The 13,832-nt window shown below is 43.6% G+C and carries 12 protein-coding genes and 1 tRNA gene; 7 read left to right on the top strand and 6 right to left on the bottom strand.

Annotated elements, in window-relative coordinates:
- The first annotated feature begins 37 nt into the window (after positions 1-37).
- The gene (locus ACED46_RS16130) at positions 38-394 is read left to right on the top strand and encodes a transcriptional regulator (protein ID WP_371721897.1); all 357 of its coding nucleotides are present in this window, start codon (positions 38-40) and stop codon (positions 392-394) included.
- A 693-nt stretch (positions 395-1,087) separates the two neighbouring features.
- On the top strand, positions 1,088-1,882 hold the full coding sequence (locus ACED46_RS16125) for a hypothetical protein (RefSeq protein ID WP_017058931.1): 795 nt from the start codon (positions 1,088-1,090) through the stop codon (positions 1,880-1,882).
- Positions 1,883-1,931: 49 nt separating this feature from the next.
- Here ACED46_RS16125 and ACED46_RS16120 read toward each other — a convergent pair whose 3' ends face one another.
- The 5 genes from ACED46_RS16120 to pepA all read right to left on the bottom strand — a co-directional run bounded on the left by ACED46_RS16120 (position 1,932) and on the right by pepA (position 8,152).
- Positions 1,932-2,426, bottom strand: a complete 495-nt coding sequence (locus tag ACED46_RS16120; protein WP_371721895.1) for a GNAT family N-acetyltransferase — start codon at positions 2,424-2,426, stop codon at positions 1,932-1,934.
- Between the two features lie 47 nt (positions 2,427-2,473).
- Positions 2,474-2,878, bottom strand: a complete 405-nt coding sequence (locus tag ACED46_RS16115) for a DUF2061 domain-containing protein (protein WP_017058933.1) — start codon at positions 2,876-2,878, stop codon at positions 2,474-2,476.
- 228 nt (positions 2,879-3,106) lie between these two features.
- The gene (locus tag ACED46_RS16110) at positions 3,107-5,980 is read right to left on the bottom strand and encodes a valine--tRNA ligase (protein ID WP_017063742.1); all 2,874 of its coding nucleotides are present in this window, start codon (positions 5,978-5,980) and stop codon (positions 3,107-3,109) included.
- A gap of 102 nt (positions 5,981-6,082) precedes the next feature.
- Positions 6,083-6,532, bottom strand: coding sequence for a DNA polymerase III subunit chi (locus tag ACED46_RS16105; protein ID WP_017066664.1), 450 nt, complete (start codon positions 6,530-6,532; stop codon positions 6,083-6,085).
- A gap of 99 nt (positions 6,533-6,631) precedes the next feature.
- Positions 6,632-8,152: a leucyl aminopeptidase gene (gene pepA / locus ACED46_RS16100; RefSeq protein ID WP_017058936.1), complete on the bottom strand. Its 1,521-nt coding sequence runs from the start codon at positions 8,150-8,152 to the stop codon at positions 6,632-6,634.
- A gap of 192 nt (positions 8,153-8,344) precedes the next feature.
- Between pepA and lptF the strand changes: the two genes are divergently transcribed.
- Both lptF and lptG read left to right on the top strand, forming a co-directional pair.
- Positions 8,345-9,445: an LPS export ABC transporter permease LptF gene (gene lptF, locus ACED46_RS16095; protein ID WP_052880357.1), complete on the top strand. Its 1,101-nt coding sequence runs from the start codon at positions 8,345-8,347 to the stop codon at positions 9,443-9,445.
- A gap of 3 nt (positions 9,446-9,448) precedes the next feature.
- Positions 9,449-10,519, top strand: coding sequence for an LPS export ABC transporter permease LptG (gene lptG / locus ACED46_RS16090; RefSeq protein ID WP_017058938.1), 1,071 nt, complete (start codon positions 9,449-9,451; stop codon positions 10,517-10,519).
- Between the two features lie 64 nt (positions 10,520-10,583).
- Here the strand turns inward: lptG and ACED46_RS16085 are convergent, their stop codons facing one another.
- Positions 10,584-11,060, bottom strand: coding sequence for an RDD family protein (locus ACED46_RS16085; protein WP_102427921.1), 477 nt, complete (start codon positions 11,058-11,060; stop codon positions 10,584-10,586).
- A 194-nt stretch (positions 11,061-11,254) separates the two neighbouring features.
- On the opposite strand from ACED46_RS16085, the gene ACED46_RS16080 reads away from it, so the two are divergent.
- The 3 genes from ACED46_RS16080 (at position 11,255) to ACED46_RS16070 (ending at position 13,442) form a co-directional block, all read left to right on the top strand.
- A tRNA-Leu gene (locus ACED46_RS16080) sits at positions 11,255-11,339 on the top strand.
- A 358-nt stretch (positions 11,340-11,697) separates the two neighbouring features.
- Positions 11,698-12,105, top strand: coding sequence for a VOC family protein (locus ACED46_RS16075; protein WP_371721894.1), 408 nt, complete (start codon positions 11,698-11,700; stop codon positions 12,103-12,105).
- A gap of 83 nt (positions 12,106-12,188) precedes the next feature.
- Positions 12,189-13,442: an HD-GYP domain-containing protein gene (locus ACED46_RS16070; RefSeq protein WP_371721893.1), complete on the top strand. Its 1,254-nt coding sequence runs from the start codon at positions 12,189-12,191 to the stop codon at positions 13,440-13,442.
- Positions 13,443-13,832: the final 390 nt, after the last annotated feature.

Genomic DNA, 13,832 nt, shown 5'->3' with positions numbered 1-13,832 from the left:
GTCGATTTAGATGGCGACTATTAGGAGTGAGGGTGGTATGAAAGCAAAAATCGGCATTCTATCAGAAGAGCTTGCTCGTAAGCGCATGATTCGCATTGCAGAAGGAAAAGTGACGTCTGAAGAACCTTACCCTCAATTTTTGTTTGAGTCACTGGCTGCGCTTTCACAACTGTTGTCTAACGAAAATGTTGAACTGTTGAATTTGATTGCTCGCGAAAAGCCAAACAGTCTTGATGAACTTGCCGAAATGAGTGGGCGCAGTATCAAGGATGTTACTGATACTTTCGAAGCTCTTTCATCTAAGGGCTTTGCTTATCTGGATGTGAGGGGAATGGAATCTCGACCAATAGCGTTGTTTACGAAGTTCGAGATTGTTATGGGCAGTTTGCTTTAACTTTGAACTGTTAATTAGCATCAATATAAATGGTATATGCAAACAAAACTCCAATAATTTTTGTTAGATTGATTGTGTGCAACTTGGTTCGCATTTCGAGGTTGCTTTTTAGCTTAAGCTGGCATATCGAACACAATAATCAAGGAAGCAATAAATGAAATACTATGTAAACAAAAACAAACAACCTAATGGAGATAATGAGGTTCATACATTAAGCTGTTCATGGTCTCCCGCAGAGCATAATCGTGTTTATTTAGGAGATTATGCTAGTTGTGCACCAGCAGTAGCGCGAGCACGCCAACTGGGATATAACGCCAATGGATGTGCACATTGTAGTGGTGCTTGTCATACATCATAGTTTCACAGTTAATGATAAAAGGTGAGAATTCTAATGGAAAGATTCTCACCTTTTATAAGTTATAACCTTGAATCGAGTAAAAAGGTGAGAATAGTGTGAGAAGTCTTTCTAAGAAAGCGTTCTCATACTAATTTAAATAAATAAAGTGTAGAGGTGTGCGCCGGTGAAGATGCTATCTACCCAGACGAAGATGATGAAGGCGAAGAGTAATTCTTTCCCAATTTTAAAAAATGCCAGCCTCGAGCTGGCATTTTTTTACCCTCAGAAAAATAAATGTCTTTATATGCATTCATTCATTATAATGCGGTCAAAATTGATCTAGCTCAAGGAATGATATGCGGTTGCTTCTCGATGGTCTTTGGCAAATTTCGCCACTGACGGATCTCTCTATCCCACAAGATGACATCACCTTTCCGGCTCCGTTAAGCTCAAAGCTCCCTGATAGCTTGAGTGAAAGTCAAATTGCAGAGCAAGAGTGGCACCTGATGCACGACATCGAAGTGGATGACGCTATGTTAGCGTGTCCATTTGTTGAGTTAGTGATGGCTGGAGTCGATTATTTTGCTGAAGTTCGACTTAATGGTGTGGCTGTTTTTGATTGTGATGGTAGCCAAGCTGAATACCGTAAAGATATCCGTCCTTATATGCAGTCCGGCCGAAACCGTTTCGAGATCCTTTTCCTTGAAGAAGAGGAGAGCCTATTGCTTGAAGAAGACATGGATGACTCTGTATCTTCACAGGCTATCGCTAAATCTGATTCACGCATCGGGATTTGGCAAGCGCCATACCTGCAGTTCGTTCGAAACGTCAAGCTAGAGCAAGTTGTCACAGAGCAGATCTGGCACCACGGTGGTGGCTGTGAGTTTAAAGTGGATGTTATCTATCAAACGCTAAAGGCGGGGTTAGTATCGGCATCCATCAAGTTTAATGGTATGACTCTCGTGATGCCGATTGATGTACGCGCTGAACATACTGGCGTCGTGTTCCAGGTCGAAGCTCCTATCATTTTTGATATTGAGAATCCTAACCCCAAGTATCTATACCCATTAGAAGTGGTACTTGATGGGCAAGAAGAGAGTTCTTTTGTTGCCTTGAACCCAACTTCTTGCGTCAGTAACTTTCTACGTTAACTCCGTATATTTTAGCGTTATCTTCTTTCGCTATAGCGGCGCATTCTGCTTATAACGACTTGGCCATGACAACCTCACAAGCGTCGTGGCCTGTTTCTCCCCAAGCTGACTCAAGATGCTCAAACCCAAGCTTCTCATAGAGTTTGACCGCAGCACCCAAGCACTTCGTCGTTTCTAAATACATGTGTTGATACCCAAGTTGCTTGGCTTGCTTTAAGCTCAAAGCGACAATTCGCTTGGCTAGGCCATGCCCTCGAGTTTGCGGTAAGAAGTACATCTTTTGTAGCTCACACACATTGGGTTTACCTGCTAGAGGGGCAAAGCCACCGCCTCCGACGATCTTTCCGTTGTGTTCGATAACCCAGTACATTGCATTCGCTTGGCTATAGGCAGAGTACATATCATCGAGTGTTGGGTCGGCTACGCCATAACCTTTATCTTCTGTGAGTCCATGCTCAGCCGAAACTTGGCGAATGATTTGTGCGATGCTTGGGTTGTCTTGCGGTGTAATGGGTCTAAGGGTGAACTCAGCAATTTGTTCCATGATCTGCCTATGAAAGGGTCACTAATATGTGACCCAATATATGGTGACTAAGCATGTTGGTGCAAACAGAATTGTTGTTGTGCCATTTGGTCGCCTGATTTACGTAACCAGACTTTCTCGTGGAAGTAGTAAGCAACGGTATTTAAAGTTGGCTCTAGCAAAGCCATCACACCGCCGATAAAAGCATCTCCAGTCAACAAGTAGACAACAGTAAAGGCAACACTAAAGTGGATGGTAGCAAAGCTTGCTGTTTTTAATTTGGTCATCCACTGACGAGCTTTAAGAGCAGGAACTTGAGCCCACGCCTTTTCATGAAAATAGAAGGCAACAGTATTCACAGAAGGCTCAATCATAGCGATTAAGCTACCAATTAAGATGTCGCCTGTTAGTACATAAGCGACACTAAATGCGATAGTAAAATGTAATGCAGCAAAGGTTAGTGTCTTTTTCATGATAATTACTCAATCGTTGTGTTGTTTCGATAGGTCTATTATTGAGAATTATTATCATTAAGTATAATGGGAAGTAGAGATTAATTTGATAGATGAAACCTATCAATCAGTGCGGCTAGAGTGAGAAGCATTGGAATATTGGAATCAGGGACATAAAAAAAGGCTGGTCACCAAGACCAACCTTTCTATTTAGACCTAGAAGTTTGAAGCCTTCTCGTTCACTCGGTTTTAAAGCGCAGCGATTGTCGCTTTTTGCTCTTCAAGCTTAACAAGAGTTTCCTTGTAGCCTTCAAGCTTTTCACGCTCTTTCGCGATAACTGCTTCTGGTGCTTTAGCAACGAAACCTTCGTTACCTAGCTTACCTTCGATACGTTTAATCTCGCCGTGAGTCTTAGCGACTTCTTTATCTAGACGAGCAAGTTCTGCATCTTTGTCGATAAGACCCGCCATTGGGATCATCAACTCAGATTTGCCAACCAGTTTAGTTGCACAAGCAGGAGTCTCTTCACCATCAGCTAGAACTTTAATATCGTCTAGCTTAGCTAGAGAAGTAAGAACGATCTTGTTCGCTTCGATACGAGCGGCATCTTTCTCATCAGCAACCTTGATCATTACTTCTAAGCCTTGGCTTGGTGCAATGTCGTATTCCGCACGTAGGTTACGGATAGCAGTGATGAAAGTCTTAACCCATTCGATGTCGTCAACGATCTCAGCATTGAAGTTAGCTTCATTAAACTGAGGAAGCGCTTGAGTCATGATTGTCTCGCCTTCAACGCCGTCTACTAGCGGCTTAACGCTCTGCCAGATAGATTCAGTGATGTAAGGAAGAACAGGGTGAGCAAGACGCAGAGTCTTCTCAAGAACCGTGATAAGCGTGTAACGAGTCGCTTGTTGTTGAGCTTCAGTACCTTTCCAAAGAACAGGTTTAGTTAGCTCTAAGTACCAGTCACAGAATTGGTTCCAGATGAATTCGTAAAGCGTGTTTGCTGCCATGTCTAGACGGTAGTTGTCTAGGTGAGCATTAAACTCTTTCGCTGCAACTTCAAACTGAGACTCAATCCACTTATCGGCTAGAGAGAATTCCATGTTTGCACGGTCTTCTACAGACAGTGACATGCCACAGTCGTGCTCTTCTGTGTTCATCAGTACGTAACGGCTTGCGTTCCATAGCTTGTTACAGAAGTTACGGTAACCTTCAAGACGCTTCATGTCCCAGTTGATGTCACGGCCAGTTGAAGCCATAGCAGCAAGAGTGAAACGCAGTGCGTCAGTACCGTAGGGTTCGATACCGTTTTCGAATGTTTTACGTGTGTTCTTTTCGATCTTAGCAGCCAGTTTAGGTTGCATCATGTTGCCACAACGCTTCTCTACTAGCTCTTCAAGGCCGATGCCGTCAATCATGTCGATTGGGTCAAGTACGTTACCTTTCGACTTAGACATCTTATCGCCGTTTTCATCACGGATAAGACCTGTCATGTAAACAGTTTTGAAAGGTACTTGAGCCTTGCCATCTTCGTCTTTCACGAAGTGCATGGTCATCATGATCATACGAGCAACCCAGAAGAAGATAATATCAAAACCAGATACTAGTACTTCAGATGGGTGGAATGTTTTCAGTGCTTCAGTATCTTCAGGCCAGCCTTGTGTGCCGAACGTCCAAAGTGCAGAAGAGAACCAAGTATCCAGTACGTCGTCGTCTTGCTTAAGCACAACAACAGGCGCTAGGTTGTTCTTTTCACGAACTTCTTCTTCAGTGCGACCTACGTAAACTTTACCATCGTTGTCGTACCATGCTGGGATACGGTGGCCCCACCAAAGTTGACGAGAGATACACCAGTCTTGCACGTCACGCATCCACGCGAAGTACATGTTTTCGTACTGCTTAGGTACGAATTGGATTTGACCATCTTCAACCGCTTTAACTGCAGGTTCTGCAAGAGGTGCTGTGCGCACGTACCATTGGTCAGTCAGCATTGGTTCGATAACCACGCCACCACGGTCGCCGTAAGGGACAGTCAGGTCGTGATCTTTGATCTCTTCAAGAAGACCAAGCTCATCGAATTCAGCAACGATAGCTTTACGTGCAGCAAAACGCTCCATACCTTGGTACTTAGCAGGGATACCTGTTGAGTAAACATCGCTTTCTTCGCCGTTAGTCGTGAAGACTTCAGCAGCATCACGGATATCAGCATTGAACGTTAGGATGTTGATCATCGGTAGGTTGTTGCGCTTACCCACTTCGTAATCGTTAAAGTCATGAGCTGGAGTGATCTTCACACAACCCGTGCCTTTTTCCATGTCTGCGTGCTCATCGCCTACGATAGGGATAAGACGGTTTACAACAGGAAGTAGGATTTCTTTGCCGATAAGATCTTTGTAACGAGGATCTTCTGGGTTAACAGCAACACCAGTATCGCCAAGCATGGTTTCAGGACGAGTCGTCGCAACAACGATGTAGTCTTTACCATCTGCCGTTTTAACACCGTTCGCTAGCGGGTAGCGGAAGTGCCACATGAAACCTTTTTTGTCTTTGTTTTCAACTTCAAGATCCGAGATTGCAGTGTGCAGTTTAGGATCCCAGTTTACTAGACGTTTACCACGGTAGATTAGGTCTTCTTCGTATAGACGAACAAACACTTCTTGAGTCGCAGCCGATAGGCCGTCATCCATAGTGAATCGTTCACGATCCCAATCTACAGATGCACCAAGACGACGAAGTTGTTGAGTGATCGTGCCACCTGATTCGCCTTTCCATTCCCAGATCTTGTCGATGAAAGCTTCACGGCCGTAGTCGTGTTTTGTTTTGCCTTCTTCGGCAGCAATCTTACGCTCAACAACCATTTGAGTTGCGATACCAGCGTGGTCAGTACCCACTTGCCAAAGCGTGTTTTTGCCTTTCATACGTTGAGCACGGATAAGCGTATCCATGATCGTATCTTGGAACGCGTGACCCATGTGTAGGCTGCCAGTGACGTTCGGTGGCGGGATCATGATGCTGTAAGCTTCTTTTGATGTGTCACCGTGTGGCTTAAAGTAGCCTTTCTCTTCCCAAGTCTTATACAGAGCTTGTTCGATTGATGTTGGGTTGTATGTCTTTTCCATAGTGCTCTTAAACGGATACTGTGAATGGTTAATCGTGGTCAAACTTCATAAGTGAAGCTTCTTGAATCTAAATCCAAAGATAGCTTTAACTATGAGGTTTGACTATGGATGTTGAATCTCGATAGTTTGTAGCTGATATCTAGCTTGACGGTAAATTTTATACCTTTCTCGAGCGAGTTGCTTAGCTTTTTCTTCGCAAGGGACGAAGTCTATCACCTGAGCAAAGGCGTTCGCAAAGGTTGTATGATTATCGGCCAGATTAATTACTAGCTGACGATTCCAATTATGTTTTACGCCTTGATAGCCAATTTCGATGTTGGTTGAATACTTCGGGCCTTCGCCAACCAAGTTGTGCGCAATAAAATCACAGGGTTCGACTTGCCAGAAAACTTCAGCAATACGCTCGGCATGCTCTTTGTCATTACAGTTGAGATAAAGTTTAGCGCCTTGTTTTGCAAAGTGCTGAGCAAGAAACAGCACATAGTGAGCAAAACCATCTTCGCTGGCTTGCGGGCTGTCTGAAGGCACAATGTAAAATGTAGCAGTCTGCATACTTAATACTCGAACTGAAAATCGTGGATATCAATGTTACTTGGTTAACAGGGTCTAACAAATAGCGCTTATTAAAAAAGGGCCCGTAGGCCCTTTTTATTATTTTGAAGATTGCTCTTCAGTCTCTTGGCCGCTGCGGTTCAATAAGAATTGGACTAGCATTGAGACAGGACGACCTGTCGAGCCTTTCGCTGCGCCTGACTTCCAAGCTGTACCAGCACTGTCGATGTGTGCCCAGTGGTACTTCTTAGTGAATTTAGACAGGAAACAACCAGCAGTGATTGTGCCGCCAGGACGGCCACCGATGTTCGCCATATCAGCGAATGGGCTGTTTAGCTGCTCATGGTACTCGTCTGCCATTGGTAGACGCCATGCACGGTCACTTGCTTGCTCTGAAGCATTAACAAGTTCGTGAGAAAGTGGGTTGTGGTTCGATAGAACGCCACTGATGTGGTGACCTAGAGCGATAACACATGCGCCAGTTAGCGTAGCAACATCGACAACACAGTCAGGTTCAAAACGCTCAACGTAAGTTAGAGCATCACATAGAACCAAGCGACCTTCAGCATCAGTGTTGAGTACTTCAACCGTTTGGCCTGACATTGTCGTTAGGATATCACCTGGACGGTAAGCATTGCTGCCCGGCATGTTTTCACAACCGGCTAGGATACCAACCACGTTAATAGGCAGGTTCAGCTTAGCCAGTGCTTTCATTGTACCGAATACAGACGCCGCACCACACATGTCGTACTTCATCTCATCCATGCCTTCACCAGGCTTAAGTGAGATGCCGCCTGAATCGAACGTAAGGCCTTTACCTACTAATACAATCGGCTTCGCATCTGGATCCGGAGCGCCTTTGTATTCCATGATAGACATCATCGATTCATTTTTAGAGCCACGGCCAACTGCTAGGTATGATGTCATACCCAGTTTTTCCATCTCTTCTTCGCCAATGATCTTAGTCTTCACTGTCTCGTAATCGTCGGCTAAACGACGAGCTTGAGAAGCAAGGTAAGCAGGGTTTGCGATGTTTGGTGGCATGTTGCCTAGATCTTTAGACGCTTTTACACCTGAAGCAATAGCAAGGCCGTGAGAGATTGCTTTCTCACCCAGGCTCAATTCGCGACGTGTTGGTACATTGAATACCAATTTACGTAGTGGGCGACGAGTCTCTGGCTTGTTGCTCTTGAATTGGTCAAATGTGTAAAGACCATCTTTAGTCGCTTCTACCGCTTGGCGAACTTTCCAATAAGTGTCGCGACCTTTAACGTGAAGTTCTGTAAGGAAACATACAGCTTCCATAGAACCTGTTTCGTTTAGTGTACTGATGGTTTTTTGGATAATTTCTTTGTATTGACGCTCGCCTAGCTCACGTTCTTTACCACAGCCTACCAGTAGAACACGTTCTGAAAGTACACCAGGTACTTGATGCAGTAGTAGCATCTGGCCAGGTTTACCCTCTAGATCACCGCGACGAAGCAGTGAACTAATGTAGCCATCGCTAATCTTATCTAATTGCTCGGCTACTGGAGAAAGGCGGCGCGGTTCGAATACACCGACAACGATACATGCGCTGCGCTGTTTCTCTGGGCTGCCACTTTTTACACTGAACTCCATGCGTACTCCTACATCCTGAAGACAAATCGAACTAAATGTTAGATAATGGGTTCTTACTTGTTGGATCCTATAATGGAACTAACCTTAAAGAAGAACGCTAACACTTAGCTAAAAATTTAAAAAAATAAAAGGTTCAACGGGAAATTATAGTGATTCAATCAAAAAAACAAGTTTTGTATAGGTAATTTGAGCGTGATTATTGTTAGATATTTGATCCGCGAGACAATCAAGAGCCAATTTGCGATCTTTTTTGTTCTCTTTCTCGTGTTTCTCAGCCAAAAATTCATCAGTGTTTTAGCGGATGCCTCTGATGGTGATATCCCTGCGAGTCTTATATTGTCGATTGTTGGCTTAAATATGCCAGCGATGGGCCTATTGATGCTTCCACTCAGTATCTATATTGGTATTTTGCTTACTTTTGGCCGCCTTTACGCTGAAAGTGAAATAGTGGTCATGAACGCCACCGGTATCGGTAATAAATTCCTGATCCAATCTGCGCTTTACCTCGCTTTAATTACGGCATCTGTTGCAGCCTTTAACTCATTTTGGTTATCTCCTTGGTCACAAGACAAAGTTGAACAAATGTATGAAGAAGTAGCTGCAGAGAACAGCGTTGATTTGCTACCAAAAGGTAAGTTTGAAGGTACGCCGGATGGCTCTTCTGTCGTGTTTATTGATGATATCGACGGTAATAAGTTAGAAAACGTGTTCGTAGCTCAAATGCGTCCGCGTGATTCTGTACTGCCAAGTGTGATGTTCTCGAAGTCAGGTGATGTAAAAGAGCTCAGTGATGGTCGCCAAGTGATCGTAATGTACGATGGTACTCGTCATGAAGGCATTCCGACTCGCCTCGACTACAGGGTGACGCACTTTGAAGAATACGAAGGCCTGATTGGTCAGCGTGAAGTCAAGAAGAAAGGTCGAGACTGGGAAGCGATCCCTACGCTTGAACTGATTGGTAACTCAAATAATAGTGCGAAAGCAGAGTTGCAGTGGCGTATTTCTTTGGTACTTTGTATTCCATTGTTGACCATGCTTGTCGTGCCACTGTCTGCGGTAAACCCTCGACAAGGTCGTTTTGCGAAAATCGGCCCAGCAATACTGATTTATCTCACCTATTTCTTAGCAATCAGTGCAACCAAGTCTTCAATCGAAGAGGGGAGCATTCCTGCGGTAATCGGCATGTGGCCAATCAATGCGTTATTGTTATTTGTCGCGATTGGTGCCAACTTTATGGATAGCGTGCCAGTAAGGCGTTTGAAAGAAAAATTCAAGAATAAGAGGTTGGCTTAAGCCGTGTTTAAGATTCTCGATTTATATATAGGCAGAACCATCATCGCAACGACGTCACTGGTATTGGTGACGTTTGTTGGTCTCTCTGGGATCATCAAATATGTAGAACAGCTAAGAAAAGTTGGCCGTGGTACATACGATCTATTACAAGCGCTGTATTTCGTTTTATTGAGTATCCCTCGTGATATCGAAATGTTCTTTCCAATGGCTGCATTGCTTGGCGCATTGATAGGGCTTGGTATGCTTGCTGCAAGTTCTGAGCTTGTCGTTATGCAGGCAGCTGGTTTCTCTAAGTTAGATATCGGCCTATCAGTACTTAAAACAGCTATTCCACTGATGATCGTGGTGACATTGCTTGGTCAATGGGGAGCACCGCAAGCGCAGAAAATGGCTCGTGATTTAAGAACTATCTCGATTGCTGGTGGTAATATTATTTCGACGCAAAGTGGTGTCTGGGCTCGTGATGCCAATGACTTCATCTTCATTGTCAAAATCGATGACCAGAAGCTATATGGAATGAACATGTGGCGCTTTGATGAAAACAAGGCACTTAAAACCGCTATTTATTCTGACGAAGTTGATTACGTTGGAGACAACGTGTGGACGATGAAGGATGTAGAGATCACGTCTTTTGAAAACGAACTTCAAATTACTAAAGAAAGTTTACCGACTTACTCTTGGGAAACGTCATTAGCTCCAGATAAGTTGGCGATAGTAACGGTTAAACCAGAAGAGCTATCGTTAAGTGGGTTGTATGATTATGTTTCTTATCTGAAGGCGTCAGAGCAAGATGCATCACGCTATGAATTGGCGCTGTGGAGAAAGATAACCCAGCCAATTTCGATCGCGGTTATGATGTTGATGGCACTGTCGTTTATCTTTGGTCCTTTGCGTAGTGTGACCATGGGTGCGAGGATTTTGTCAGGTGTTATTGCTGGCTTTACCTTCTATATATCCAGTGAGTTCTTTGGCCCAGTGAGTTTGGTTTATCAAATACCACCCGCCTTTGGCGCAATAGCCCCGAGCGTGGTGTTCCTTGGAATTGCCATCATGCTCTTGAGGCGGAAACTGTAAATAGTAAAAAGGAAGGCATAACGCCTTCCTTTTTTGATCTTGATTGGAGCTAACTTAAATCACATTATCGTGCTTGTGGTAACACAACGACTTCGGTCTTTGCCCAGATATCGTGAAAGCCACGCTTTTTTGGATCGAATGGAACACATAGGTTTGCCAATCCAAAACCTGAAGTACCTAAACGAATCAGCGCCTGAGTTACTGTGATCGCTGAGCCATCTTTGTTTTGAACGCGCAGCTTCCAAGCTCTCATGCCGAGAGTTTGACCAGCTCTAGTCCAGAAGAACACGAAGAAATATACCCAAACGGCGACTAAGTAAAAGGTATATGCAGGGCTCCAAATCGGATGGTTGGTTAAGAAGTCACTAACATCTGCATAACCGCTGTGGTTAAAAATGCCGAGAGCCATGAGCGCGTGCAGTAGAGCGACAATGACGCCAGCCGCCAACATTTCAATAGCGATTACAATAAGGGCGTCATAGAACAAAGCACCAAATCGGCGCATGACTCCTGCTGGTGGCAGAGTGTTTGTTGATGTCATGTGTTATTACTTCTTTAAAAATTGAGGCGTCAGAATATAGTTTAAGGCTTAGCCTGAAAAGAGACATGACGCACAGCTTATGACTTAGTGGCGAAATTATCGGCAAACACACATGAATTCAAGTTTTTATACTTGCCACATCAGTTCGCATACGTATAATGCCAAACATCGAAAGGGCAATGCCCCAAGATAATGCCGGTATGGTGAAATTGGTATACACGACGGATTCAAAATCCGTTGCCTTCGGGCGTGGCGGTTCAAGTCCGCCTACCGGTACCAAACATAGAAAGGTCGCTTTTATAGCGACCTTTCGTCGTTTTGGGCGTTTGTGAATTTTAAATCCAGCGTGTCGGCTTGGATGCAAGCCCAGTCAAGTCACCTACCGGCACCATATTTAAATGACAAAGCCTAGATGAAAATCGGGGCTTTGTTGTATCTGGGGTATAGGAAGCATTGCCTTCACGGTGGCGGCAGGTATGCCTGTTCAATCAGTCAGATCTTGATGTTTCATTCCTAAATTTCATCATTTCTCTTCGTAATCTAATGTGCCAATGAATTAATTATCTTAAATCAGAATGTTACCTTTAATTCTCACATCTATTGTCTATGTTTAAGATAGATCATAAAGGAGAGAGATATGCTGAAAGTAACCCCTTACTTATTTTTTGATGGTCGTTGTAATGAAGCATTGGACTTTTATCACAAGTGCTTTGGTGGTGTAGTTTTATCAAAACAACTATTTAGTGACGCACCACAGGTAATAGAGGGAGCTCAACCTGATTGGGTTATGCATGCTGAGTTCGAAGCGTTTGGTATGAAGCTGATGATGTCTGATGGTGTTAAGGCAAAAGAACTCGAAGGCAACAATCTTGCTCTCTCTCTTGTAACTGAAGATACCGCGACTCAAGAGCAGATCTTTGAAAAGCTTAAGAAGGGAGGGCGGATAATGACTCCACTCGCAGATACGTTTTGGGGAGCTCGATTTGGCAAAGTAGAAGACAAGTTTGGTATACGTTGGATGGTGCACTGTGATTCTTTAAGTTGAGCCTGTGAAATTGGATAGTGAAATTGCTGCTTGGTTTGATTAGAATTATAGATAGAGATTATTGATCAATATTATATATAAAAATGGGCAGCATAAAGATAACCGTAGATCGCATTCAGCCCGGTCTGCATATACGACTCCCCGTAAAATGGAATGAACACCCATTTTTATTCAACAGCTTTAAAATCAAAGATGACGCTCAAATAAAAGTAATTCGACATCTTGGGATTAAGCACGTCTATATAAACCTGAGTCAAAGTGATACCTCACCTTTACCTGTTAATCACGTAGGTGAACAAGAAGTCGATATTGATTCACAGGTAAGTCTTGAAACGGAAAGAATGTGGAAAGATAAGCATGAGCGTATCGAAACCCTTAGCTCTTACCGCCGTAGGGTAAGCCATTGCGAGAAAGAGTTTGAACGCTCGCTTGCTCGAATGCGATCTGTGATGACCAAGATCCGTAACAGACCTTTAGATGCGGTAGGGGAGGTTAAGGCTCTTGTTGATGATATCGTTGAAACTCTAGTGAGCGATGATAACGTCACCTTGCACCTTATGAATGCTAAAGCAGATTTCGAAGATATTTACTTTCATACTCTAAATGTTTCGGTTGTTGCACTGATGATAGGAAAGGCCAAAGGCTATAACACACAGCAATTGAAAGACCTCTCATTCGCAGCGTTGTTTCACGATGTAGGCAAGATCAAAATACCAGTCGCGATACTAAGAAAGCAGAGTGCACTAACGGTGCCAGAAGAGAACTACCTGAAGCTTCATACTAAATACGGTGCGGATATTGTATCGGCAATTGATGACTTTCCTGAAAGTGCTAAAAAGGTGATCGCTCAACATCATGAGATGAATGATGGTTCTGGCTACCCCGAGGGCTTAAAAGAACATGAGATTGATGAATTTGCCAAGATAGTCGCCGTGGCTAATGCATTTGATAACCTTTGCCATGGTAAAACGCAATCTCAACAAATGATCCCGTATTTGGCACTGTCCCACCTATATAAGAGCTGCAAGCATCTATATAGCCAAGATAACTTGGGGCTGTTAGTTAAGTTCATGGGAGTCTATCCACCAGGAACTGTAGTACAGCTTTCAAATGACTCGATTGGGATTGTGATATCCGTTAACGCTAAACATATGCTTTATCCAAATGTACTTATCTATGATCCTAGCGTGCCAAGAACCCAAGCTCCGATCATTGACCTCTTTATTAAAGAGATCAAAATCGTTAATGCCGTTCATCCAAGCAAATTACCTGAACAAGTTCGAGAGTATCTAAACCCTAGGGCTCGTTTATCTTACTTTTTTGATAGTGGAGAGTAGTTACCCACAGGTCGTTGTGGGTAATTTGTTCAAAACTTGGGGTGAAAGTGGTATAAATAAGCCCTTGGTTGAAATGTCTTCGCTTAACCTCTTTTTTTAATAAAAAACGCATTTATTGCTTGCCAATATGAGCGGCATCTCTATAATGCCGCCTCACTGACACGGCAGACGCCACAAGGCTTCAGCGAGAAATGTTAGTAAGGCAACTAGCTTTAAGCGATGATTCGCTTCTACTTTTAGAAAGTAGGAATTAATTCCAAATAAGTGTTTGACACTGAGAATTAAATCGCTAGAATGGCCGCCTCTTCCGAAGTGATGTAAGTCACAACGAAGAGAAGCTCTTTAACAATTTAAACCTATCAATCTGTGTGGGCACTCGTTGATGAATAA

The organism is Vibrio sp. 1S139 (assembly GCF_041439475.1).
Lineage (GTDB): Bacteria > Pseudomonadota > Gammaproteobacteria > Enterobacterales > Vibrionaceae > Vibrio > Vibrio crassostreae_C.
Note: the sequence above shows the minus strand (reverse complement) of the source record. Positions and strands in the feature narration are given on the sequence as shown.

Excerpts from the sequence above, each read along its gene's own strand:
- ACED46_RS16110 (WP_017063742.1), bottom strand. The coding sequence starts at position 5,980 with ATGGAAAAGACATACAACCCAACATCAATCGAACAAGCTCTGTATAAG.
- ACED46_RS16115 (WP_017058933.1), bottom strand. The coding sequence starts at position 2,878 with ATGAAAAAGACACTAACCTTTGCTGCATTACATTTTACTATCGCATTT.
- ACED46_RS16070 (WP_371721893.1), top strand. The coding sequence starts at position 12,189 with ATGGGCAGCATAAAGATAACCGTAGATCGCATTCAGCCCGGTCTGCAT.
- pepA (WP_017058936.1), bottom strand. The coding sequence starts at position 8,152 with ATGGAGTTCAGTGTAAAAAGTGGCAGCCCAGAGAAACAGCGCAGCGCA.
- ACED46_RS16130 (WP_371721897.1), top strand. The coding sequence starts at position 38 with ATGAAAGCAAAAATCGGCATTCTATCAGAAGAGCTTGCTCGTAAGCGC.
- ACED46_RS16105 (WP_017066664.1), bottom strand. The coding sequence starts at position 6,532 with ATGCAGACTGCTACATTTTACATTGTGCCTTCAGACAGCCCGCAAGCC.
- ACED46_RS16075 (WP_371721894.1), top strand. The coding sequence starts at position 11,698 with ATGCTGAAAGTAACCCCTTACTTATTTTTTGATGGTCGTTGTAATGAA.
- ACED46_RS16085 (WP_102427921.1), bottom strand. The coding sequence starts at position 11,060 with ATGACATCAACAAACACTCTGCCACCAGCAGGAGTCATGCGCCGATTT.
- ACED46_RS16120 (WP_371721895.1), bottom strand. The coding sequence starts at position 2,426 with ATGGAACAAATTGCTGAGTTCACCCTTAGACCCATTACACCGCAAGAC.
- ACED46_RS16125 (WP_017058931.1), top strand. The coding sequence starts at position 1,088 with ATGCGGTTGCTTCTCGATGGTCTTTGGCAAATTTCGCCACTGACGGAT.